Source organism: Leptospira sp. B5-022 (assembly GCF_000347035.1).
GTDB lineage: Bacteria > Spirochaetota > Leptospiria > Leptospirales > Leptospiraceae > Leptospira_B > Leptospira_B cinconiae.
Window position 1 is genome coordinate 150,454 of sequence record NZ_ANIJ01000010.1, and the last position, 23,611, is coordinate 174,064.

At 42.3% G+C, this 23,611-nt stretch carries 22 protein-coding genes and 1 pseudogene; 13 read left to right on the top strand and 10 right to left on the bottom strand.

Annotated elements, in window-relative coordinates; genetic code table 11:
• Window positions 1-17: 17 nt before the first annotated feature.
• Window positions 18-1,223, bottom strand: coding sequence for an NAD(P)/FAD-dependent oxidoreductase (locus tag LEP1GSC192_RS04085; RefSeq protein ID WP_020768557.1), 1,206 nt, complete (start codon window positions 1,221-1,223; stop codon window positions 18-20).
• 210 nt (window positions 1,224-1,433) lie between these two features.
• Between LEP1GSC192_RS04085 and LEP1GSC192_RS04090 the strand changes: the two genes are divergently transcribed.
• From LEP1GSC192_RS04090 to LEP1GSC192_RS04110, 5 genes are all read left to right on the top strand, one after another.
• Complete coding sequence (locus LEP1GSC192_RS04090; protein ID WP_232420951.1) at window positions 1,434-1,877, top strand: MarR family winged helix-turn-helix transcriptional regulator; 444 nt, start codon at window positions 1,434-1,436, stop codon at window positions 1,875-1,877.
• Between the two features lie 174 nt (window positions 1,878-2,051).
• Window positions 2,052-2,792: an SDR family oxidoreductase gene (locus tag LEP1GSC192_RS04095; RefSeq protein WP_020768531.1), complete on the top strand. Its 741-nt coding sequence runs from the start codon at window positions 2,052-2,054 to the stop codon at window positions 2,790-2,792.
• A gap of 8 nt (window positions 2,793-2,800) precedes the next feature.
• A complete protein-coding gene (locus LEP1GSC192_RS04100) occupies window positions 2,801-3,520 on the top strand; it encodes an MIP/aquaporin family protein (RefSeq protein ID WP_020768605.1) in 720 nt (239 codons plus the stop codon).
• A 101-nt stretch (window positions 3,521-3,621) separates the two neighbouring features.
• Entirely contained in the window at window positions 3,622-4,578 is a 957-nt protein-coding gene (locus LEP1GSC192_RS04105) for a glycerophosphodiester phosphodiesterase (protein ID WP_020768544.1), read from the top strand.
• A 33-nt stretch (window positions 4,579-4,611) separates the two neighbouring features.
• Window positions 4,612-6,651, top strand: coding sequence for a PP2C family protein-serine/threonine phosphatase (locus LEP1GSC192_RS04110; RefSeq protein WP_020768635.1), 2,040 nt, complete (start codon window positions 4,612-4,614; stop codon window positions 6,649-6,651).
• Here LEP1GSC192_RS04110 and LEP1GSC192_RS04115 read toward each other — a convergent pair whose 3' ends face one another.
• The gene (locus LEP1GSC192_RS04115; RefSeq protein ID WP_020768693.1) at window positions 6,652-7,113 is read right to left on the bottom strand and encodes a GNAT family N-acetyltransferase; all 462 of its coding nucleotides are present in this window, start codon (window positions 7,111-7,113) and stop codon (window positions 6,652-6,654) included.
• Window positions 7,114-7,240: 127 nt separating this feature from the next.
• On the opposite strand from LEP1GSC192_RS04115, the gene LEP1GSC192_RS04120 reads away from it, so the two are divergent.
• Entirely contained in the window at window positions 7,241-8,482 is a 1,242-nt protein-coding gene (locus LEP1GSC192_RS04120; RefSeq protein ID WP_020768596.1) for a tetracycline resistance MFS efflux pump, read from the top strand.
• Between the two features lies 1 nt (window position 8,483).
• Here the strand turns inward: LEP1GSC192_RS04120 and LEP1GSC192_RS04125 are convergent, their stop codons facing one another.
• Window positions 8,484-9,131: a hypothetical protein gene (locus tag LEP1GSC192_RS04125; RefSeq protein WP_020768666.1), complete on the bottom strand. Its 648-nt coding sequence runs from the start codon at window positions 9,129-9,131 to the stop codon at window positions 8,484-8,486.
• 142 nt (window positions 9,132-9,273) lie between these two features.
• Here LEP1GSC192_RS04125 and LEP1GSC192_RS04130 point away from each other — a divergent pair, with 142 nt between their 5' ends.
• The 6 genes and pseudogenes from LEP1GSC192_RS04130 to LEP1GSC192_RS04165 all read left to right on the top strand — a co-directional run bounded on the left by LEP1GSC192_RS04130 (window position 9,274) and on the right by LEP1GSC192_RS04165 (window position 16,295).
• A complete protein-coding gene (locus tag LEP1GSC192_RS04130; RefSeq protein ID WP_020768591.1) occupies window positions 9,274-10,275 on the top strand; it encodes a hypothetical protein in 1,002 nt (333 codons plus the stop codon).
• Between the two features lie 337 nt (window positions 10,276-10,612).
• Complete coding sequence (locus tag LEP1GSC192_RS04140) at window positions 10,613-11,926, top strand: imelysin family protein (RefSeq protein ID WP_020768541.1); 1,314 nt, start codon at window positions 10,613-10,615, stop codon at window positions 11,924-11,926.
• 249 nt (window positions 11,927-12,175) lie between these two features.
• Window positions 12,176-13,567, top strand: a pseudogene (locus tag LEP1GSC192_RS04145) (di-heme oxidoredictase family protein).
• A gap of 11 nt (window positions 13,568-13,578) precedes the next feature.
• The gene (locus tag LEP1GSC192_RS04150) at window positions 13,579-14,835 is read left to right on the top strand and encodes an imelysin family protein (RefSeq protein WP_052005201.1); all 1,257 of its coding nucleotides are present in this window, start codon (window positions 13,579-13,581) and stop codon (window positions 14,833-14,835) included.
• Between the two features lie 126 nt (window positions 14,836-14,961).
• Entirely contained in the window at window positions 14,962-15,378 is a 417-nt protein-coding gene (locus tag LEP1GSC192_RS04155; protein ID WP_020768589.1) for an MAPEG family protein, read from the top strand.
• 197 nt (window positions 15,379-15,575) lie between these two features.
• Window positions 15,576-16,295, top strand: coding sequence for a PhoU domain-containing protein (locus tag LEP1GSC192_RS04165; RefSeq protein ID WP_020768570.1), 720 nt, complete (start codon window positions 15,576-15,578; stop codon window positions 16,293-16,295).
• Window positions 16,296-16,315: 20 nt separating this feature from the next.
• Here LEP1GSC192_RS04165 and LEP1GSC192_RS04170 read toward each other — a convergent pair whose 3' ends face one another.
• Genes LEP1GSC192_RS04170 through LEP1GSC192_RS04180 form a run of 3 tightly spaced genes read right to left on the bottom strand, consistent with a single transcriptional unit; the run spans window position 16,316 to window position 18,663 of the window.
• Window positions 16,316-17,251: a DUF1554 domain-containing protein gene (locus LEP1GSC192_RS04170; protein ID WP_020768612.1), complete on the bottom strand. Its 936-nt coding sequence runs from the start codon at window positions 17,249-17,251 to the stop codon at window positions 16,316-16,318.
• 6 nt (window positions 17,252-17,257) lie between these two features.
• A complete protein-coding gene (locus LEP1GSC192_RS04175) occupies window positions 17,258-17,968 on the bottom strand; it encodes a hypothetical protein (RefSeq protein ID WP_020768655.1) in 711 nt (236 codons plus the stop codon).
• Window positions 17,965-18,663: an alpha/beta hydrolase gene (locus LEP1GSC192_RS04180; protein WP_020768534.1), complete on the bottom strand. Its 699-nt coding sequence runs from the start codon at window positions 18,661-18,663 to the stop codon at window positions 17,965-17,967. Before LEP1GSC192_RS04180 ends, LEP1GSC192_RS04175 begins: the two co-directional genes overlap by 4 nt.
• A gap of 204 nt (window positions 18,664-18,867) precedes the next feature.
• On the opposite strand from LEP1GSC192_RS04180, the gene LEP1GSC192_RS04185 reads away from it, so the two are divergent.
• Window positions 18,868-19,641, top strand: coding sequence for a LamG domain-containing protein (locus LEP1GSC192_RS04185; protein ID WP_020768661.1), 774 nt, complete (start codon window positions 18,868-18,870; stop codon window positions 19,639-19,641).
• 31 nt (window positions 19,642-19,672) lie between these two features.
• Here LEP1GSC192_RS04185 and LEP1GSC192_RS04190 read toward each other — a convergent pair whose 3' ends face one another.
• From LEP1GSC192_RS04190 to LEP1GSC192_RS04210, 4 genes are all read right to left on the bottom strand, one after another.
• Complete coding sequence (locus LEP1GSC192_RS04190; RefSeq protein WP_020768540.1) at window positions 19,673-20,836, bottom strand: YheT family hydrolase; 1,164 nt, start codon at window positions 20,834-20,836, stop codon at window positions 19,673-19,675.
• A gap of 268 nt (window positions 20,837-21,104) precedes the next feature.
• Complete coding sequence (locus LEP1GSC192_RS04195) at window positions 21,105-21,479, bottom strand: TIGR04452 family lipoprotein (protein ID WP_020768669.1); 375 nt, start codon at window positions 21,477-21,479, stop codon at window positions 21,105-21,107.
• Between the two features lie 1,172 nt (window positions 21,480-22,651).
• Complete coding sequence (locus LEP1GSC192_RS04205; RefSeq protein ID WP_020768685.1) at window positions 22,652-22,852, bottom strand: hypothetical protein; 201 nt, start codon at window positions 22,850-22,852, stop codon at window positions 22,652-22,654.
• Window position 22,853: 1 nt separating this feature from the next.
• Window positions 22,854-23,147, bottom strand: a complete 294-nt coding sequence (locus LEP1GSC192_RS04210; protein ID WP_020768675.1) for a BrnT family toxin — start codon at window positions 23,145-23,147, stop codon at window positions 22,854-22,856.
• Between the last annotated feature and the right edge of the window lie 464 nt (window positions 23,148-23,611).

Consider the following 23,611-nt stretch of genomic DNA (forward strand, 5'->3'; position numbering starts at 1 on the left):
TCTAAGAACGAGGGGATCTATTTGATTCCCTCGTAATTGTACATCCAATCCTGTCCTTTCTTAGCGAAACTTGGTAAGGCCAGGGTTAGGATCCTATCTCTGATCCAACAACCCACAGGACTCAGCTTTTTCTTTCTGTTCCCATTCCTTCTAGATTCCTCTATAATTCTTTCTACTCTAGGTCTTCTGATCGTTTCGAAATCCCTAAACGCTTTCTGAATCGAATCGGAACTTTCTAAAAGTAAAAATAAAGTATGAGAATCTTCCAAAGCCATAGAAGCCCCTTGGCCGGTATGTGGACTCATTACATGAGCTGCATCGCCTATTAACAAAATTTTTTCGTTTCCCCATTTAGGAAGACTTCTCAGGTCGTGAACATTCCCTTTTAGGATAATGGAAGAAGCCTGGATTATTCTTTCTATAGGATCGTGCCATCCTTTATGTATTTCTAATATTTTCTCTTTCCAAGACCGATCGTCTAAGGAATTCATTTCTTCTCTGGATAGTTCCTTATCTCGAGGAATATTACTCCACCACATCCAGGAAGTATCTTCCGTATTTCCGCAAGCAGCGAAACCGAAAAAACCTTCCGGTCCGAAAGTAAAATGTATGGGTCCTCTTTTAGAATATTTTTCGGGGATCACATTCGCGGGAACAAATCCTCCCGCATTTAAAATTCCAGTATATTCAGGTTTTGGAAAATTAGGAAAAAGAAAACTGCGGACCTTGGAATGATTCCCGTCTGCTCCGATCAAAAAATCACCCTCAGCAATACTGCCATCCTCGAATTTTGCGATCACTCCTCCATCTAAAGGAAACTCAGCATGTGAGAATTTTTTTCCATACTCGGTCGGAATTCCTTCCTTCTCCGCCGCTTCCAATAAAAGAAGATGGAATCTTGCGCGGGAAACCACGATCGCCGGTTCTCCAAATTGTGTAACGGAACCGTTAGGGATCATTGCAAGTACCCTTCCGGCATGATTTCGGAAAATCAATTCGTCGGAAACCGTTCCTATCCTCAACATTTCAGAAGTCAGACCTAATTCTCTGATCACCTTCATTCCATTAGGTGCAATTTGAAGAGCACCTCCTATATCTTCCGCCGGACGAGAATAGGATTCCATTAGGCGGACTCCATACCCTGCCCTTTTTAGAAATAATGCAAGAGAAGGTCCTGAAATTCCGGATCCTACGATTATAAAATTGGGTCTCTCCCCTTTCATATTATCCTCCGAATGCGGTTTTGATCACCGTGAAAGCTGAGACCAAGGAATAAGCCGGAATTTCGTTCTTGCTATTTTCTGCCATGTTTGTTCTCCTTAGATCGAATTAACTCGACGATTAATTATCTTGATTATCGAGATATTTGACGGTCAAAATAATTGCAAGACAAAAAAATCCCAAAAACGAAGCCCGAATTGATGGAATCCATTATGACCGATTCCAAAAACCTGAGCACTGTATCTATTTTGTTCCACCAGACGATCGCAGATCGGCTTGGGCTACATATCACGGACCACAAATGTGTGGACTTTTTATTTACACTGGGTCCCCAAACTGCGGGAGAGATCTCTAAAACAATGGGACTTAGCACCGGTGCCGTAACTTCTCTCATTGATCGGTTGGAAAAGAAGGGGCTTGTGGAACGTAAGAATGACCCGAACGACAGAAGAAAGGTGAGAATTTTTCTAACCCAGGACATGGCGGCTATGCAAAAAATCGGAAGCCTATTCGAAGGTTTAGCCAAATCCGTTTGGGAACAGCTCTCAGGCTATACGGCTGAAGAATTAAAGATCATCTTGGATTATACTCGCAAATCGATCCGGATCATGGAAGAAGAGAGAGAAAAACTCTTACAAAACCGACCGAATATATAAGCCCTCGGAGTCTTGAAATCCACACGGCCTTTTACGAAACCTTTTAGAAAGATTCTACTAAAGCGCCGATATTTTTAAGCTTGCTCAACTAGCCGATCTTGCGGAACAATTCTGCGAAAACTTTTAGAACGAAACGAATTCCTAGTTTTTCGGGAAATTTTAGGGGAGGAAAGGATGAAAGCTTTAGTCACAGGAGCAAGCGAAGGGATCGGAAGAGAATTCGCGAAACAACTTGCTGCAAAAGGTTATATGATCACCGCAGTTGCAAGGAATGAAGCAAGACTTAAACAGCTGATGGATGAACTTGGAAAAGGTCACAAATTTATCGTTGCCGACTTGTCCGACCCGAAATCGACCGCAAAGATCCAAAAGGAATTAGAAGAAAACCATTACGATTTATTAATAAATAACGCGGGATTCGGCGTGTACGGTCCTTTTCATAAGGCGGATTTGCCCAGATTACAGGCGATGACCCGTCTTAATATCGATTCACTTGTCTCTTTATCGTATTCTTTTTTAAAAAATTCTAAAGAAGGAGATTCTTTGATGAATATTTCTTCTACTCTGGGACTTGTTCCTATGCCTTCCTCGGGTGTGTATTCTGCGACAAAAGCATTCGTAACTTCTTTCAGCGAGTCCTTATGGTACGAACAGAAAAAAAGAGGTGTCTATGTTATGGGGCTTTGCCCTGGAGTGACGGTTTCCAACTTTTTCGAAAGAGCGGGAGGAGATCCGAAGGATTTTCCGAAAGCGATCGCTCAATCTGCGCAAACTTTGGTGGAATACGCTTTAGCAGCTTTGAAAAAGAGAAGTTCCCCCACTGTGGTTTCCGGACTTCCTAATAAGGTTTTAGTAAAAGTCTCTAAGCTGATCGGAAGAAAGGCCACAGTTAGACTGATGGGAAAAATGAGGTAAAATATAAGATGACATCCCCTTTTTTTGGAGAATTTTTAGGCACGTTCGTGCTCATACTTCTGGGAGATGGAGTAGTAGCCGGGGTTTTATTAGAAAAATCTAAAGCAAAGGATTCCGGATGGATTGTGATCACGGCTGCATGGGCATTCGCCGTAATTTTAGGGGTTTTTATAGCCAAAGCATTCGGGAGTGTTGATGCCCATTTGAATCCTGCAGTTACGTTAGCTTTTGCGGTACAGTCGGGAGAATATTCAAAAATCCCAATATACATTCCTGCTCAACTTATCGGGGCATTCTTAGGAGCGGTAGCAGTATATCTACATTATCTTCCTCATTGGAAAGAAACCAAAGATCCGGGAAAAATTTTAGCCGTATTCTCCACGGATCCGGCCATATCCAATCCGCCTTCCAACTTTATCAGCGAATTTTTAGGAACATTCTTATTAATTATCGGAATTCATTCCATCTTCTCCGCTCAGATCGCGGATGTAACTACGCCGATCGGAGTGGGATATGTAGGCGTTTTGGTGTGGGTAATCGGACTTTCTATGGGAGGGACCACAGGATACGCGATCAATCCCGCGAGAGATCTAGGGCCTCGATTGGCGCATTATATTCTCCCTATCCCGAACAAGGGAAGATCCGGATGGAGATATGCATGGCTTCCCATTCTTGCTCCTTTAACTGGGGGGATAATTGCAGGCATCTTCTTGAGAATTATATTATGATCTTTATAACCATTTTTTAAAAAAGGGAAGATACGATTTTGTATTATTCAAAATTACAAAATTGTCTTTCCTTAACGACTTGGTAGTATCTAATCGACGGTATGAAATTATTTAATATAAAACAAACATTCTTAATATTCTCTTTGGTCTATCTATCTTGCTCTGGAGAACAGATCCGTAACAAACCGTTAGAAGGTGATCTGGACCTACAAGGCCATAGGGGAGCAAGAGGTCTGAAACCGGAAAATACTTGGCCGGCATTCGAAGAGGCGCTTTCCCAAGGAATGACCACACTCGAATTCGATACCGTTCTGACCAAAGATCAAAAAATCGTAATACATCATGATTCCGAACTGAACCCTGCCATTTGTATTAAGAAAGACGGATCAGAGATAGTTCCCAGATCCATCTACGAATTGACTCTTGCGGAATTAAAAGAACTGGATTGTGGGACCAAAAAAAATCCTAAGTTCCCGGAGCAGATCTCCGTTCCAGGCACGGAACTTCTGACCATCCAAGAATTTTTTGAAAAAATACAAACCTGGGAAAGGACTGGAAAAAGAAGGCAAATCCCTAAATTTAATATAGAAACCAAATTTCCCAATGATGCTGAGTCTCAGGTCTCGAATGAAATATTAGAAGCGCATGTAAATCTGCTGATCAAAGCGATCGAAACAGCTAAAGTTACTGACCGCACCACGATCCAATCTTTTTATCTTCCTGCGCTCTCTTTAGTGAAAAAGAAAAATCCTAAGATCAAAACTTCCGCGTTATTCTCCCTCACCTATCCCCAAGGAGCCGCTATGAAATTCGGGCTCGGTAATTCCAGAAGGGAACTTGTTTTAAATCAAACCAAAGAGGTAAAAGCGGATATTATTTCTCCTTATTTCTTATACGTGACGGACGAATTCGTTTTCCAGGCTCATTCTTCGGGAATTAAAGTGATCCCTTGGACCGTTAACGATGCAGAAGAAATGGAAAGATTAATTAAAGCAGGTGTGGACGGAATTATTACGGATTATCCCGATAGATTGAACTCTGTTCTTAAAAAACATTAGACACACTTCTGGTTCTGCTTATCCTAACGGGAAGTGAAGCGGTTTCTTTTACTTCTTTCCACTTTTTGCTTTTGTTTCTCTTTAGAAGCTGCGCCGATCCGGGACGGAGTATTACAAATTTCCTCTCAGGATATTACGGAACATTCCGAGCTCATTCCGTTAAACGGAAACTGGCAATTCATTTACGGCGAGTTTGTTCCTCCGGAAAAAAGTTCCCAAACAAATTGGGACTTTTTATCCATTCCAAATTCTTGGCAGGATACTAAAAAAGGAGACCGAATACTTCCGAGAGAAGGTGCGGCCAGTTTTCGTTTATCCATTATTTTCCCGGAAGAAGATCTGAAAAAAGAGATCGGCCTCTTTATGCCGGACTTCGCATCCGCTTACAGATTATACTATAACGGAAAGCTAATATATTCGTCCGGCACTCCGAGTCTGGAACATTCTTCCGAAATCCCTAGGATCAAATCCGTATATTTACCTTTAAGGATAGAGAAGGAGAATACGGAAATTTTAATCCAAGGTTCCAACTGGATCAATAATTTCGGAGGTTTCTGGCAGGTTCCAAAATTGGGAACCTTAGGGGCGATTTATAGGGAAAAACTGATTACGCAATCCCGAGAATCCTTTTTGTTCGGAGGACTTCTTCTTATCGGACTTTACCATACCGGTCTTTTTCTTTTTAGAAGGAAAGAAAGATCGGCTTTCTATTTTGCATTATTTACGTTTTTATTAACTTTAAGAGTAGCGTTGATCGGAAACAGACTAGTACTGGAAATTTTTCCCGACTTTCCTTGGGAGTCCGTTTTTAGATTGGAGTTCTTCTCCTTCTATACTGCGGTTCCGATCTTCTTGATGTTCCATCGCTCCTTATTCCCGGAGGATACGTTCTCATGGGTGCCCGCAGCCGCTTGGGTATTAGCGATCGCTTACAATGTCACCCTATTATTTCCGATCGGATTTTTTACAAGTATCGTAGGTCCTTTTCAGATCGTAACCGGCATAGGCCTGTTATATGTTCTTTTTACCGTTTGTTTGGGTGTTTGGAGAAAAAGAGAAGATTCACTCTTATTCCTCATGGGATTTTTTGCATTCGGGATCACGGTAGGAATAGATCTACTTTGGGACAAATTGAATCTTAGAGGGATCAATCTTTCTCCTTATGGACTTCTAGTTTTTACTCTTTCCCAATCATTGGTGCTTTCCAGAAAGATCGCAAGAGCATTCCGAAAATCCGAAATACTCAGCGAAAATCTAAGGATCACAAACAGTGCGTTAAATATCCTAAAGGATAATTTGGAAGTTCTAGTTCGGGAAAAAACGTCCGAATTGAATCATTCCCTGGAAAGAATCCGAAAAGATCTACTCGTAGCCCAAAGAATACAGAAAAAACTTTTCCCTGAAAATGTAGAGTCTTATAAAGAATTAAAATACGCAGTAAAGTATCTTCCAAGAGACGAAGTAGGAGGAGACTTTTATGATATTTTCGAGGTTTCTCCCGGAGTTTATCGGATCTTTCTTGCGGATGCGACAGGCCACGGAGTACAGGCAGCGTTAGTCACCATGGCTATCAAAGCCGAGTACGAAGGGATCAAGTTCGGAGCAAAAGATCCGGGATTCTGCTTGGATCTTTTGGACGACAAGTTCCAAAGAAAGTTCTCGTCTTTAGGGACCATATTCTCTTCCATCATCGTGGATATTTATGCAAGAGAAAATAGACTTGTTTACGCATCCGCAGGACATCCCGATCAGATTTTGGTACATTCTTCTAATCTTACGAACTTGAGAAGGACAGGCGCTATTATAGGTCTTAAAAACAATAAAAGTTATGAAAACCAAGAGATGGATTTTTTTAACGGGGACAGGATGTTCCTTTTTTCGGATGGAGTATTTGAACAATTCAATTCCAAAAAAGAAGCCTGGGGGGAATTCAGGCTTAGGAATCGGATCTCTGAACTTTCAAAAGAACCGATCGAAAATATCCCGGACATGGTCATGAAGGATTTGGACCTATGGTTAGGATATTCTCAACCGCAGGACGATATCAGTCTGATAGCGATAGAAAGGGTCTAACTATATCGATTTTTCGTAACACCAAGCGGTTTCGTCGGAAGCCCATTTTCCGAAAGAATCGATACGAGTATATCCGTGTTTTTCATAAAAACGTAATGCTTCCGGCTGAGGCGCGCCCGCTCTCAATCGAATGGATTTAAATCCGTTTTGTTTTGCAAATAACTCCGATTCGTTGATCAGTTTGGAAGCGAGTCCTGTTCCCCTAAATTCGGAATTCACGTACATCACATCCAATTCCGCAATCGAATCATTCCAAGGTGTGATCGCAATACTTCCGATCGGCCGATTGTCCAGTTCGGCGATCCAAAATCCATATCTAGGACCTTTAAAATATTCACCCTTCATCGGGTTCGGCGCTTGAAAACCGTATCTGGACTGTATTTCTTTCCATAATGCATCCATCATTAAGATTGCGGAGTTTGTTTCAGGGTCTTGTAGTCTGATCTTTATTTTAGGATCCATTTTATTTCCAATTCCTTAGTACCGTTTCGGATTCTGATTTACGAAATATTTTTACCGTGAACTTATAGTCGTCGTTTCGAATTCCGAAAGAATTATTTCTCGAATACAAAACCTGAAAATAAAAAATATGACAGTCCCCAAAAAGTCCGCACTTCAATTTTTACTTTTTACATTACTCATCGATTTTATCGGCTTCGGGATCATTATCCCGGTAGTACCCAATCTTTTAAAAGACATGTTGCAAGGGGACCTGAGTAAAGCGGCGGTTTATGGAGGTCTTCTATCCTTCACTTACGCGATCACTCAATTTTTTTGCGCTCCTATCATAGGCGGTTTAAGCGATAAATTCGGAAGAAGACCTGTTCTATTAGCATCTCTCTTCGGATTAGGTATAGACTACGCATTCTTAGCTTTGGCTCCCAATGTATTTTGGCTATTCGTAGGTAGGATTATTGCGGGGATCACGGGAGCTAGTTACGGAGTCGCTGGCGCAATCATCGCGGATATAAGCCCGCCTGAAAAAAGATCCCAAAATTTAGGGTTAGTAGGAATGGCATTCGGTATGGGATTCATTATCGGTCCCATCATCGGAGGTTTGTTTTCCGAGTTCGGCCCGAGAGCTCCATTCTGGGTTGCCTCTTCTCTTTCTCTTTTGAACTGGGTGTATGGATTTTTTGTTTTGCCTGAAACTCTCGCAGAAGAGAACAGAAGAAAATTCAATTGGGTTATGGCGAACCCGTTCGGTTCAGTGGTAGGACTTGTCCGTTATCCTGGACCCTTAAGCGGTTTAGTACTTTCTTTATTTCTAATATTCGTAGCGAACCATTGTATGGAGACCAGTTGGTCCTATTTCACTATGAACAAATTTAAATGGACCGCCGCAAAGATCGGATTCTCTCTCGCCGTAGTCGGAGCCTCGCTTGCGGTTGTGCAAGGCGGACTACTCAGGATTATCATCCCTAAACTTGGACAAAAAAATTCGGCCTATCTGGGGATTTTTGCAAGAGTTGTAATGAGTGCGTTATTCGCATTTGCTTGGGAAGAATGGATGCTGTATGCGTTACTCGTACCCTTTTCCTTTTGTTTTATCGCGACTCCTGCGATCCAAGGTTATATTTCCAATCATGTTTCTCCCACACAACAAGGAGAATTTCAGGGAATTATGAGCAGCATGATGAGCCTTAGTTCCATCTTAGGCCCTTTGCTTATGAGTTTCGTTTTTTCTTATTTTACTAGAGAAGGTATGCAGCCTTATTTTCCGGGAGCACCCTTTATCGTGAGTTCTTTTCTTGCGATCCTCAGCTTAATGATCGCAATTATTTCTTTTAAAAAGGAAAAAATCAGAGTAGGAGAAAAAGTGGGAGAATGATCTATTCTTCGTCTTCCTCGAGACCCAAATAAAATAACGCCCAAAGGGTATCAAAAAGGATCTGCATTAACAACGCAAATCTTTCCTCCCTGTCTTCTACGTTCTTGAAGTCCTCGATCAGGAAGGTAACAAAAGGTTCTAGGATCCTTCTCTCCTCAAGATCCGGAATAGAATTCAAACTTTTGACGGAAAATTCCTTCTCAACAGGAACATTATGAAAATTTAAACGACTGTTTATGACAAGAACAGCTATCTCCAGAAGTTCCGCGTCGGACATCGTTTTTACGCCTGCGTCATTTAATCCGGAAAGAAGCCCAGAAATCGCCTCGTCAGTAATCTCCTCGCTTCTTTCCTCGTCTTCGTCGCTGTAAGCCTCCGAAATTGCGATAAGCACCGCAGTGGCTTGGTCCCAAAAATAAGACAAAGCTTCGTCCAAACGTGCCTCATCTTCTTCCGTTAATTCCCTTTTGAACCCGGAGTCTAGATCATCGTAAAAAGGTTCGGGATCATCAGTCTCACATGATGCGGAAACGAATGTGCGGACAGCGATCCAGAACGGGGACTTTTGGTGTCCTATGCGAAGAATTTCCTCCGCATATCTTGCGACCGAGGTTCTCCAATCGGAAAGGGAATAGGAAGGGATCTCCATATTCAAATACTCTAGTTTTACTCCAAACTCGTCGACACTATAAATCTTTTCGTTCTATTTTTTAAGAAGAAATTTCGGTAGGGTCTTTACTTTACTCTTAGATTCTAGTTGCCCCTTCTTAAAAAGGATCGAATATTTCCTTATGAGCATTGATGAAGATTATGATTTTCCGAGATTCAGTTCCGATTCGAATCTAGGTCATTATGAAAGCTGGTTCGTAAGAGGAAATCACCCGCTCCGTCCGCTTGCAATTTGGATCCGCTATACTATTTTTTCTCCGAAACATTCTCCCCAAAATTCCATAGGAGAATTATGGGCGATCTATTTTGACGGCGAGAACGGAAAACATTATGTTTCCAAGTCGGAATATCCTATCTCAGAATGCAAATTTTCAGGAGAGCCGTTCCAAGTCAGGATCGGTTCTTCTGTCCAGGATCATAAAGGACTCCAAGGAAAATCAGGAAACAAACACGGTTCTACGAATATAGAATGGGAGCTTAGCTTTTCCGGCGGGGATAAACCTCTTTTCCTTTTTCCAAAAGATCTTTATTCCGGGGGCTTTCCCAAAGCGAAAGTTTTAGTCGGAAAACCTTCCTTATTACTTAATGGATTTATAAAATTAGAAAATATTAAAATAGAATTAAGAGACTGGAAAGGGAGCCAAAATCACAACTGGGGCTCCAAACATACGGACCAATATGCTTGGGGACAAGTATCGGGTTTTGACGGAGAAGAAGGATCCTTTTTGGAGTTGGCTACTGCAAAGATAAAAATAGGCCCTATATGGACCCCTGCAATCACTCCAATCGTTTTACGTTTTCATGGACAAGAATACGCACTGAACGGGCTATTCTCCTCTTTCGGAAGGGCAAGCTATCGGTATTTCGATTGGAAGTTTCATGCTTCTTCCGCTGAGATAAAAATTGAGGGCAGAATTCACGCGGATAAAAAGGACTTCGCCTGCCTACGTTATGCGAATCCTCCCGGTGGCTGGAAGTTTTGTTTGAATAGTAAAATAGCGAGAGCCGAAGTTTTAGTCCAGAGAAAAGGAGAAACTTCTCCCCTTCGTTTAAGATCTGCCAGAAGTGCAGCATTCGAAATACTTACTGAAGATCCTTCTCATGGTTTACTCCCTGAAGTTTAAGAATCTTTCTCTCCCGACCTTTTTCCGATTGACCGGGTTCCCTTTCTCAAAAATTTTGAGATTCAACCTCAGTTTCGTGTAGTCCCAAAGGATTAGTTTCTCTGGATGAACGAAGTCAAAACGGGATTTTATGCAAAAAAATTCCAAGGTGGCCTGAGATGGAATGATGAACTAGGAAAAATTCCTTCTTGACTTTTCTTGAGACTTATTCTCACTTGCAAAATCAAGCCGGTGCCTATCCCAGGAGCCGGAGGGAGTCATCCCCACAGTTCATCTCTGGCCCCGGCCGGATTTTTTTCCGGACCGGGGATTTTTCCCAAATTTAAAGGAGATTTCGATGCGAAACATCCATACAAAAATATTATCAGTTCTGTTTAGTATTCTTCTATTCGGTTCCCTGATTTCTTGCGAGGGTCCGGGTAGCGATAATTCCGCCGCGGCACTTTTAGGTTTAGATATCCCGGCTAGCGCAACCAAATCCCAATTTCTAAATCGATATGCGGATCTTGCCTTCGAGTCCTACACCCAAGCAGAATTGGATGCATCGACTTTAGCGGCTGCGGTCACTACTTTCGATTCTAACACAAATCCAAGCGCCTCCGATCTGACCAACCTTAGAAATCTCTGGGTAAAAGCTCGTGCAAGCTATTTGGTCACCGAAGCTTTTCGTTTTAGCCAAGGCCCTATTGACACCGATACAGTGCTCGATTGCGAGCCTACAGGTTCCGTATCTCAGCCTCATGACTGTGAAGGTCTGTTGAATGCATGGCCTTTGGATGAGGACGCGGTTGATTCGTATATTAACGATGGTGGAAACAGCGTCACAAGTTTTGCCTCTATCTACGGGGAGATCGGCGATACTAACTTGGGTGGAGAACCGGAGCCTCAAGAAGATAAGATCGTATTAACAGGATATCATCCGATCGAATATTTACTTTGGGGAAAAGATACAAGTAGTACCGGCGCAGGGAACAGAGCTGCGAGCGATTTTGCCGATGCTACCACTGACGGCGCTAGACGCAGACATTATCTTAAAACGATCACCGACAGATTAGTAGTTCATCTTGGCTTGATCAAGGACCAGTGGGATCCTGCGAATACCGGAAATTATAGGGAGACTTTTTTAGACTCAGCGAATGTGAATACTTCCGTTGGGAATATTTTCCAAGGATTAGGTTCTTTTATGGCAGGAGAATGGGGAGGCGAACGCCTTACTGGAGTCATCGGAGAGACCCAAGAAGAAGAACACTCTTGTTTCAGCGACACTACTAAAGCGGACTTCTATTATGACGCACAAGGTGTATTGAATATCTGGACCGGAAATTATACCATCCAAAAAGGCGTAAACATCAGCACTGGACCGGGACTTTCCAATATATTAAGTTTTAGGCAACAAGGTGCAATCCAATCCGAGATCGAAAGTTCCAGAAATATTTTCTGTATCAATCTTTCCGATACGGAATCCGAAGATCCTAACTTTAGAACAAGCTGTCCTTCCGGAAGTTTAACTCATAGATTCGACCAAGCGATCTCTTCTGCGGATAGCCAACACGGAATTTTGGTAAATGTTCAGAGATTAATCGGTTCTACATTGAACAGGGATTTTGTGGCGGCTGCCGCAGCCATCGGGTTCTCAGTAGTTCCAGAATGATGAAAGGTCTTTAGTTAAACTACAGGTTCGGTCCCTGTGAAAACTTCCGAAAAATATAAAAATATGAACTGTGATAAAAATTTAAACTTCGATTCCGGATCCGCAAATCCGGAATCGAATCTCTCTCGGGGACGTTGGACCAAAACGATCCCGATCTTAACCTATATTTTACTTAACGTTCAATTCTGCGGCGGAAAAGAAGGAACGGATCCTCTTGGAATCGCAGCGGTCATCGCGAGCCAAACAAGTATCGCGCCCGATCCAGGCGAAGCCTTCTCCGGAGGATACGGTACCCGATTTATTTCCAACCCGACCTCTTTCGATACTCCTGTCGTAAACTTGAGTTCGGACGGGATCCAATTCAATACGGGAAATAACTTTTTTAATAGGGCTTGGGTGGCGGAAGGTAACAGTGCTTCCGCCGGTTTAGGACCGACTTTTAATACGAGTTCCTGCCAGAACTGTCATGCAGGAGACGGAAGAGGAGCTCCGCCCGATAGCGGGTCATTATTCGGCTCCGTCGGGATTCTGATACGACTTTCAAAAGTAGGGGTTTCCGATCCGACTACAGGCGGGCCTGTCGGTTTGGATTCTTTCGGCCTACAGCTGAATCATAAAGGGATCGGATGCACTTCTCCTTTATCTTACGATTCCAATTTTAATTGTATCGGTTCGACAGGACCGAATTTTACTCCACCGGAGGGGAACGTTTCCGTTTCTTATACAGGCACAACTGTCGTCCGAAATTATACATCAGGCGGAACAGTAACTTTAAACACTCCTATATATTCTTTTAACTGGAATGTGAACTTCGGAGGAGCCCCTTCTTCCTTTCATTTTTCCCCCCGAACCGCTCCTATAATCCCCGGTTAGGGTCTATTAGAAGCAATTCCCGAATCAACTATCCTGGGCTGGGCCGATCCGACCGATTCGAATGCGGATGGAATATCAGGAAAAGTGAATATGGTTTGGGACGCAAAAAATCAGAAGAAGGTTCTTGGACGTTTCGGCTGGAAGGCAAACGAGCCTAATTTGTTCCAACAAAACCAAGGAGCTTTTTTAGGGGATATAGGGATCACAAGTCCGTTATTCCCTACGGATAATTGTCCAACGAATCAAACACAATGTTCGGCTGCTGCTTCCGGAACTGTAGATCCGGAAATCACTGCGTCCATTGCAGAGTCGGTGAATTTTTACACCAAATTAGTCGCAGTTCCTGCCAGAAGGAATTTATCGGATCAGGATGTGATCGACGGAAAATCAATATTTTTGTCCATCAAATGTGACGCATGTCATAAACCTCTCGTTCTTACCGGGAATGTTCCGGGGCTTCCGGAACTTTCTTACCAATACATCAAACCTTATACGGACCTACTACTACACGATATGGGTCCTGAACTTGCGGACGGAAGACCAGACTTCGATGCGGACGGACAAGAATGGAGAACTCCTCCTCTTTGGGGACTAGGCTTGATCCAACAAGTAAACGGACATTTAAAACTTATGCATGATGGAAGAGCCAATGGGATAGAAGAAGCAATCCTATGGCATGGAGGAGAAGCCGACGCAGCGCGTACAGGTTTCCAAAATCTATCTCTCACAGACAGACAAAAGCTGATCAAATTTTTGGAATCTTTATAGGAGGATCTACGATGAGATCCATATCACCTTATTCTTTAATTAAAAAAACTTTATACTTTATTCTGGCATCGTCCTTTGTTTACTGTGGCGGCGGCGGCAAAGATCCATTGCTTTTTTTAACTGCCGGGCCTGGAAGTTCCGCTTTTTTAGAACATACCGGTAAATTCGTGATCATTCCGAGTTTGGAACAATTGACTACGGATACAGCGGCATTAGAAGCAGCTGCAGTCACTTATACCACTTCGGGAAGCACGAATGTGACAAATCTTGCAGCTCTGCAAGTAGCTTGGGACCAAGTGCGTGTTTCCTTAAAAAAAACGGAGCCGTATTATTTCGGACCGGCCACGAATCCGAACGAGTATTATACAAAAATGGACGGTTTTATCAAATCAGGCGCAAGGCCAAGCAGTAACTTAGTAAATCAGATCCTAACAAGCTCGGTTACCGTTTGTACAGCGACGAATACCATTCTCAATAAGACCAACTTATCCGCTTGCCCTCCTAAATACAAAGGAATCGAGTCTTTGGAGATCCTACTTTTCGATTCCGATCTGAGCAGGACCACGATAGATTCGAACTCCAGCATCAATACCGCAAACTTGGGAAATACGAGAAGAACGGATTATATCTTAGCTCTTGCCCAGGTGATCAACCAAGATGCATTAGATTTATATAATAAATGGCTTCCTACGGGAGGAAATTTCCTGAATGAATACACTAACGGAACCGGGATCCATTTCCGTTCTCAAGGAGAAGCTTTCGATACCTATATCCAATCCCTAGGAAATTTAGTGAATCAAATCCAAGATATTAAATTAGGGAACGCTGCATGTTTAAGTGTTTCTTGTTCCGGGGCAGGGAAAAGACAAGAGCCGGATCCGGTCTTTTTGGAAGCGATCTATTCCAGAGTTGCGTATAAAGATCTAAGAGATAATCTATTAGGGATCGAATTCGCTTACTTAGGTGATCCTGCAGATACGAAAATCAGCTCCATGTCCAAATTAGTCAGGGCCCAAAATTCTTCCTTGGATGACGAAATCCAAGCCGAGATCACAAACTTCAAAAATATGATCGATGTTAAGATCGGCGGTGGCGCGGATCTATATGCTGAGATAGACGCGGATGGGACCACTATGAACGGGACAAGCGTTATGACGAATGTAAAACCGATCTGGGATCAGGCAAAGATCTTAAAGAACCTGATGACAATCGACGCCTTCTCCGTTTTAGGGGTCCCGAATCTTCCTTCTTCCAACGACGGGGATTAATTCTTTTATAAAATGCTAATATATATTGTTTGAGATAAAAACGATATGTATTAGCGTTCCGTTCTTTTTACAATCCGTTAAATTTGTCTTGCCAAACATCGCCGATAGACTTTTCTCTATCGGACTATGTTTAATTCCCTATTCCCATTGATCGCTTTTACTGCCTGGACCATTCTACTAGTACTTATAGTGGTATCCTTTCGAACAGTTCAGGTATTATCCGGAGCCAAAAAATCCAACGAGTTCCCTGCTTGGATACAACATGGCTCCGATCTGTATTGGAGGATCCATCGTGCTCATTTAAACTGTGTGGAAGGTCTTCCTGTTTTCGGAGTTTTAGTTTTGACGTTCATTCTTTCAGGATACCAAAACGACACTTTTGATCTGCTCGCTTGGATCGTATTCGGAGCCAGGATCCTGCAAACCGGAGCACATCTAAGTGGCGGAGGAGTTTGGAACGTGAACATCCGATTTACCGGGTTTATAATCCAATATATTTGTTTCACTGCGATGTTAGTGATATTAGTACGTACTATTCTTTAATCTACAAACAACCGGGAAGCCTTCTTCCCGGTCTGAACGCGACAGCGATGTGCAGACCTTTAGTCCGGGCCTTGCCCGGATGAGCGCGAATGCGCGAAGTCGGAGCAGCGCGGTTCCCGCGAAGCGGGAAGTCGCCATAACCAATTTTAAAAACCTCTTGACCGTTGTGTATATTCAAGGTTAACCTTCGGAGATACATGGCATCCAAGTTCGATTATCTCCGCAAAAATCTGTACGCGATGGCGGAGCTATGTTTAGAACAAATCCTGATCCTGGACGACGCAATCGAACAGGAAAACCCGGACCTTGCCAAACAAGTTATCGAAAGAGACGATCTGATCGACAGTTTGGAAAAACAAAACGATAACTTATCCCAAAACGCAATCTTAGAAGCGATCGCAAACCGAAACTTACTCGGCATGGATCAAATCGATGGAGAAGTTGTACTCAAAAAAGATCCGTTACGATTCGCACTGTCTTCCATTCGTATCAACAGAAGTTTGGAAAGAATGGGAGACCAGATCGTAAACTGCGCTACCTGCTATAGAAGAGGGCTTCTTCCTAAAGGATTTTTCAGACAGGAAGAAATTTTGGACAAGATGCTCTCTAGGGTCGTAACCCTTGTAGGAATGGCAGTTGAATCCTTGGTGGAAGAAAAAAACAGATTTTACGGCTCGGTCCATACGGTGGAAGAAGAACTCAACAATCTATGTCATGCGGCATTTTTGAAATTCGTAATGGACCCGCGATTGGATAAAAACCAGTTCGCCGACTTATACAGAATTATATTGGGAATAGAAAGAGCGGGAGACTATGCGGTAAATATCGCAGAAGAATTAGTGCGATTGAACACAGGCATGGACATTCGTCATCTTTCGGATCCGGTACAAGTCACCGAAAAAACTAAAATCTCCTGAATTATATTAGAATATTTGAATTATTGCTGAACGCATACGACCGACTTCGCCACATTACAGAAGTCCGGAGTACCGGCGGATATGCCGCCGACGTTCGGATCTCCGGAGCTTGCAAAATTACCTTGCTCTAAACCGGAGTTGGAAGCCCATCCTTGGCATACATTTCCTGTAGTCCAATCCGTTTGTAAACCGGTCCAATACCCGGCACCAGTAGCAACAATCCCGCTTCCCGTTCCAAAAACAAATAAAGCGTTCGCATCCGTATCGAATGCTTTCGTAAAAGCGCCGCTGTTAAAGTCTATATATTCTTTGTTAGGTTTTAATACCCAGTCGATCTTAGAAGGCATTGCTCTTCGCCAAGTTCCGGCTACTGCAAACGTTTTGTAAGTTCCGGACGGAAGCCCGACCAAAGAGTCCGCTGCATTCTGACAAACAAAATCCGCAAAACCACCCGATCCGAAGTTCCCGGCAAAGGAGGCGCTTGTAGCAAATAAGAACTTATCATTATCTTTCTGTAATATAGAATAAGGGATCGTTTCCGAATCCGGAGTAAGAATAGAGATCACGACGGAATTATCCGTGGAATCGGAATCGTCGGACAGACCAGTTACGGTTAAGGTCTGTGGAACATTATAATCGGAAGGAGTAAAAATTAAAGCTGACGGAGAAACGGAAGCGATCGTTGGATTGCTGCTGGAAAAATTATATGTCACGGAAGAAGAATCCGGCTCATGCACTAAGGAAATAGATAGCAGCAAAGAACCTCCTTCCGGTAAATTATTACCTCCAGTGATGATGATTTCCTTATCACATCCGCTGATCAAACAATTGATGATCGCATTTTCATAATATTCTTTCGTATTCGGATCTCCCGAATTCTCGGATTTGATCGCACAAGATTGGAGTAAGAGCGAAAAGTAGAAGAGTAAGAATAAAGAAATCCATGAAAAACTCATAAAAACTTAGACCGGGTCCTTGTAATGAGAGGTTTCCGCACCGTTCGTTTCGAGACCTTCTCCTTGATCTAGATAACTTTCCAATTCTTCTTTTAAACCGTGAGGAAGTTGAAGTCCCGAACTTTCTATCCTTTCGTTGTATTTACTGAAAGAAAATCTGTGTCTAGAAGTTCCCAGATACACACTCAAAGCTTCGGACCCCCATTCTAAAATGTCACGAATATATTCTTCGTTCTCTTCCAACTTCTCCGCGTATGGGATGAAGAGAGGTCGATTCACAGGACGACCTATAGTTCTATAAAATAAAAGTCTTCGGAGGACCTCGTGATCCTTCCAATTTCCGGTCTCAAGGGCTCTTTCCACCATTCTAAGATTGATACAATCCAAGAATTCGATCTTCAGATTTTCATTTTTCAATCTTCTGCGTAGACTTGCCTTGATCTCTTCGGATTCGTATAAAAAATTTGGACAATACTCGGGACATTCTTGGTCCTTATGCAAATCACAATAATGCAATAGAATACAATCGATATCGGAGGAAGGTTCAACGATCCCGAAATTGATCGAACCTAAAATTTCTACCCCTGTGCGAAAACCTTTATCCTCCAATTCCTTTAAAGCAATACGACATGCTTGCATTCTTCTTAAAGCTTCTTTCGTATCGTAGTTACGGTATTTGTTTTTTAGGGCTACGTATTTTTCAATCAAGTAGGTCATTCGAAAAGTTCTCGCAAATAGCGGTTCATACCGTTTAATACTATCTCCGGGATTTCATGTCCACCCGGAAATGCCAGTAACTCACCTACCCAGCCTGCGTCTTTTAAGACCGTTTCTAATCTTTTCGCGGCAGGATAACCGAGCACAGGGTCCATTCTACCATGACTTTGAAAAAATTTATAGCCCGGAGTTTGTTTCGCATACCTGGACCAATTCGTTTCGTCCAGCAAAGTCCCCGACAGAATGACAAGACCTTTGGGCTTTTTTTCCGCTTTAAGAGTGATCTCCGTTGCAAGCATGGACCCTTGAGAGAAACCTCCCAAGATAATCCGGTCCATAGGAACATTTAAGGTTTGGATCATTTCTTCTATCTTTTGTTTGGCCTCGGCTAGACCCGCGGGATAACGTTCGAAAAGTTCCCGAGAACCTCCTGCGACCATCGCTCTTTGCAAAGCCTCCATATCGATCGGGAACCAAGCCTTGCCGTTATAACCAGGCATAATCGGAATATCCAAAATCCCTTCCGGAAAAATGAAGTTTGTTCCTTCCGGAACGTCCATATAGGAATATAAGGGAAGAAGGTCGAAAGCATTTGCACCATAACCGTGCAGTAAAATCACATAGGGTCCTTCCGGATCACCTTGGATACAAGCAGCTTTGACAGGACCTAGTTGGACGAGAGGGATATCATACATGATTTCCTTGTAAGGAAATCGAAGTGAATTGGCAATGTTATAATTTAAACGTGATCCAACTTTAAAGCCGTTTTCCTCGAAGATCGATCTCTAATTTATAATGTAGTGAGAATAAAAAACGTTTTCCCTACAACTCCAATCTGGTCCATTGAGTTAAATGAAAAAGACCCGGGATTGGCCGGTTATATATAATACGAAATCTCGATGCGAATTCTAATTTTTGCCATTCTTCTTCCCTTCTATTTTATCAATTGTGGGACTTATCTTCTTTTAAAAAACCAAGAACAAAACGACAATCCTGCGTTCTTAAATTTTGTTCAACTCACACTATTGGATTCCGCCATAGGGTTGGTGCATTATTGGCCCTTGGACGGAGACACAAAGGATATAGTTGGCGGCTTGGATCTAACGGCAACAGGTGGAGCCCCTATATTGACTGCGGATCGATTCGGGTTTCCAGGGAGAGCTTACTATTATAGCGGCGGGGGAGCTTATCACCAATCTTCGACTAACGGTCCCTCTTTTTTAAACGGAAATATTTCCTCATTTACGATCAGCGCCTGGGTAAAAGGAAATTTTCCTCCCGGGAGCAACGGAAGCGAATTTATCTATGTAAGTCAGGGCCCCGGGATAGGCCTCCAATTATATGCGCTCTCGGCAATTTCTTGTAGCGGAAGGCTCAGGGCATTCACGAACAATGGAGGCTCGGGAGATGTGGACGTAGGAACTGCCTGTGGACAGTATCCGGAAGACATCTGGTATCATATGGTCTTTACTTGGGATATCCAATCGCTGACCGGATCCTTATATGTGAATAACGTTTTGGTTTCTTCCGGAACTTTTGGAACCAATCGCCCTTGGGCTACAAATAGTTTTTTCCAATTGGGCCGCTCCGATATATCTTCTCAACTTTTCGAAGGCAGTGTGGATGATGTGAGGATATATAATCGGGTGATCTTTCCGGTTTCGAGTTTGTAGAAGCCCCGCCTCATAAAACACACAAAAGCGACTAACGCTTTTTCGCCGGTTTTGTTTTTGGTTTCTTTTTCTTTTTAGGTAATCGGTCTTGGACAGCTTTAAAATATTCGCAGACAAGATGATCCGACCAGGATATCGCTTTCCATCCTTCAAAATAAGCGATATGGCTTCCTCTTTTTGTATAAACATGGATCGAATTAGAAAGATTTTCCAACCAATGCAAATTTTCTAAAACATTCTGGTTTACGCAGATGGGATCGTCCTTTGCATTCAAAATCATAATTGGAGTTCGGATATTTTTCATTACCAAAGCTGGGTTCGAATACCGGTAATATTCTTCCTTGTCGTCAAAACCGGAGAGCGTGTGCAAACGATCCTGGAATTCACCCAAGGTTTTGGATTCCATGACTTCCTGAAATCCTCCAAGGGAAGATAAGGTTTCATAATGGCGTTTCAAAAAGTAATTTATGAGTCTTTGGCCCATGATCTTACTATAAACCGGATGAACCCTATGAAACGCTTTTTCGATATCATAGGCGGGTGAAATTGCAACCGCAGCATCCAATAAACTTTTCGCTCCCGATTCACCCAGGTAACGAGCAAGCAATCCGGAACCCGCGGAAATCCCCACTCCAAACAAAGGACTATTCGGAAATTTTTTCTTAATGTAGAGGAGTTGTTCTTTTAAATCCGAACTAGACCCCATCGTGTTTATTTGCGGTTTCGGAAGAGGAAGATTCCCATGTCCTCTCCTAATACAAACCACGGAAGCCCATTTCAATTGAGACCCGATCGCTTTCACGATAGATTTAACATCTTGCTCATCCCCGCTGATTGTATGGAAGACAATCGCGATCGGATCGGAATCGGTCTTTTTCTTTTCCTTAATATTGGACCAAGCAAGTCCAGTGACACCACCATCTTTCATTTTAAGATGTTCCAGCTTATCGTAATGAAAAAATTTGGAACGATGTTCTCTAAAAAGTAAGAGAGCCAACATTAGATGATTATTAAAACACCAGAATGTAGGGAAATATTTCCGAGTTAAACGGGGGCAATTTGCAAGTACACTCTTTACAAACTCTCCTTCACTGAACTGCAGAACAGGTTTTTCCACTACTTCCAGAAAATAATAAAATAGAAATGCGAGAATAAGAAATAAAACAAGATAAACAAAGACGAGGGGCGGTAGCATTCAATTATCCAAATGAAAATACTTTGGGAAAGATTGAATGGAGAAAGATTTGAGTCTATTACTTTATTATTTACCCAATCGAGTGATCAATAGAGAGCAAAATTCCCAAGGACTATTTGGTATGTAATTCCAATTGCTATGGGTTGTGAAACCGAGCTACTGAACGAAATGAAGTCAACTAAATAATCAAATAAGTTGCAATGGTATCAACTCCAATATCTCCGGGAGTTCACTGCTTTGGAACCCCGGAGACAAGGTATTCTGAAGTTTAGATAATTTCCCCGTTTGGTTTTAAGCCGCTGCAATTATCACTTGTAGCTACGGTTGTGCTCGGATCCAAAACCAAAAGTCCGATAATTTGAACGTCCTTTACGCATTTGTCTACATCTGATTGTTTATAGTATTTACTATCATCGATCTTTAAATACAAATCGGTAAGAAATAAATCGAGAGCGGTAATAATTCCTGCGTTAGCCGGATCCACGGATCCATAATATAAAATATTGGAAGTTGTCGCAGCCGCTTTAATTTGAGATCTCGCTTCGGAACCTTTTACACTATCCGAAAGACCCAAGGAATCTGCTACAACACAATTGGCAAAAGACAAAAGGGAAACCATCGCAACAAACAATATTTTTCTCATACATTTTCCTCATCGATAAACATTATGATATCGTTTTCAGAAAATCGATATCTACAATGGATAACTAGCAGAGAAGAATGTCGGACATTTGGTTTCCAAAAAAATTTCTTTGTTGTCAAAAAAATTCGGAACAAATACGTTATTCGTGATTTCGACCAACTCATTTGTGGCAACAGGTAATACAAATGGGATATGGGATGGAAGAAGTTTGCAAGGGGGAAGTCTCCCCCTCGCTTCAGCCGCAATGGCGGCTTACGCTACCCAATCGAACGACCCATAGGGAGTGAGATTCCCGAAGCGACTCCAATCGTTTTGTTTCAAGCGTTTGGTATGGCTCATCCTACGGATGATAACGACTCGCTTCGCGGTCGTATGCTCGCGCCCTAGGTCGCTGCACATGGGTGACTGAGTAAAGCGAAGTCAAATTTACAATCAAACAAGCTGCAATGGAATCAACTCCATATCTCCGGGTATCCTCTGCTTCGAACCCCGGACCGGATTTTTTTAGTTCGGAATTTAAAAAAGCTGCGATTCTCACACAGAGACGCAAAGCCGCAGAGAGATTATTCGTTAGCTTGTTCTCTGTGTCCGTCTGGAATTCTGTGTGAAATTTCTTTAGTTTCGCACAGAGACCACTGAGTTCACAGAGAAGGGGATGCGATGATTTTATATAGAGAACTGCAATTAGGCTTACCGGTTTTGGGATAAGTTTTTTTGTCCTCCGTCTGCATGGGCGAACATGCGTAAAAACCGCCCCACAAGGGCAAAACTCCATATCCGTAGGAGCTTCCACAGCAAGACACCCAGCATTGTTGTTTTAATATAAAATTTCCATAATACGATCTCTTTTAACGAAAACTACAATTCCACTGATCGTTCGATAACGTCCAAAATCGCTGTAGGATGAAATAATTTATTGCCAACTTAGAAAATGACACCCCGCCTCCAACTCAACAGCGGAGTTCCCAAACACAAATTCACTACTTTCTTTTTGACAAACCTCATCGAATCCACGGATTTTATACGCCAGATAATTTATTATGTCGCTTTAATTCCTGACTTTTGAAACGGATATTTCCAGGACCTTTAGTATAGAGACGTGCATGAGAACGTTTATATAACTTTGTATTGCATTTGGAAGGGACGCTCAACAATAATAATGAACGAAATCCTTACATTAAAGAATTATGAAGTTCCATTTCCTTCTGTAATATTGTATTAATAATTGAACTAAGGTCTTTGTTCTTCTTAAGAGCGATTTTTTTATAATACTCTTCTACTTGAGGATCCAAATAAACTGGTAAATGAAGATCCTTAAGATCTCGTGAATAAGTCCCACGTTTGCCTTTTGAAAAATCGTATTCTTCTCTCATGCTAATTAATATCGTTAGAATAATATTGAATTTCTTCCGATTTAGTCGCTCTTCTCGCAGATACTATCCTAATAATCTCTTCCCCATTTTTTGATCTATCAACAAAAATAACGACTGCGATCGTAATATTTACAATCTTTCCTAAGGCGATTTCTCTTAATTCTCCTACAGAATGATCCGGATCGGGTAAATAGATAGCTTTAGGATCAGCAAAAACTAAAGAGGCTTCGCCAAATGAAAGGTTATGTTTTTGGATATTAACCTTTTCCTTTTCGATGTCCCATTCGAAACGCATTTAAACATAGTACAAAAACACTTAATAGGCGTAAAGCAGTATATCTTAGACTGTTTTTGCAGTTCCGCTTCAGAGGACAGAAGACTAAGGGCAGAGGTCCATTGCCGGGGGAAGTCTCCCCCTCGCTCCAGCCGCAATGGCGTCTTACGCTACCCAATCGAACGACCCATAGGGAGTGAGATTCCCGAAGGGTGACTGAGTAAAGCGAAGTCAAATTTGCAATCAAACAAACTGCAATGAAATCAACTCCATATCTCCGGGGATCCTCAGCTTCGAACCCCGGACTGATTTTTTTTTAGTTCGGAATTTATAAAAGCTGCAATTTCACGCAGAGCCGCTAAGCCGCAGAGAGATTATACGTTAGCTTGTTATATGTGTCCGTTTAAAGTCCTGTGCGATTTTTCTTTGGGTTTCGCACGGAGATCACTGAGTTCACGGAGAAGGGCGAACAGTGATTTTATTTA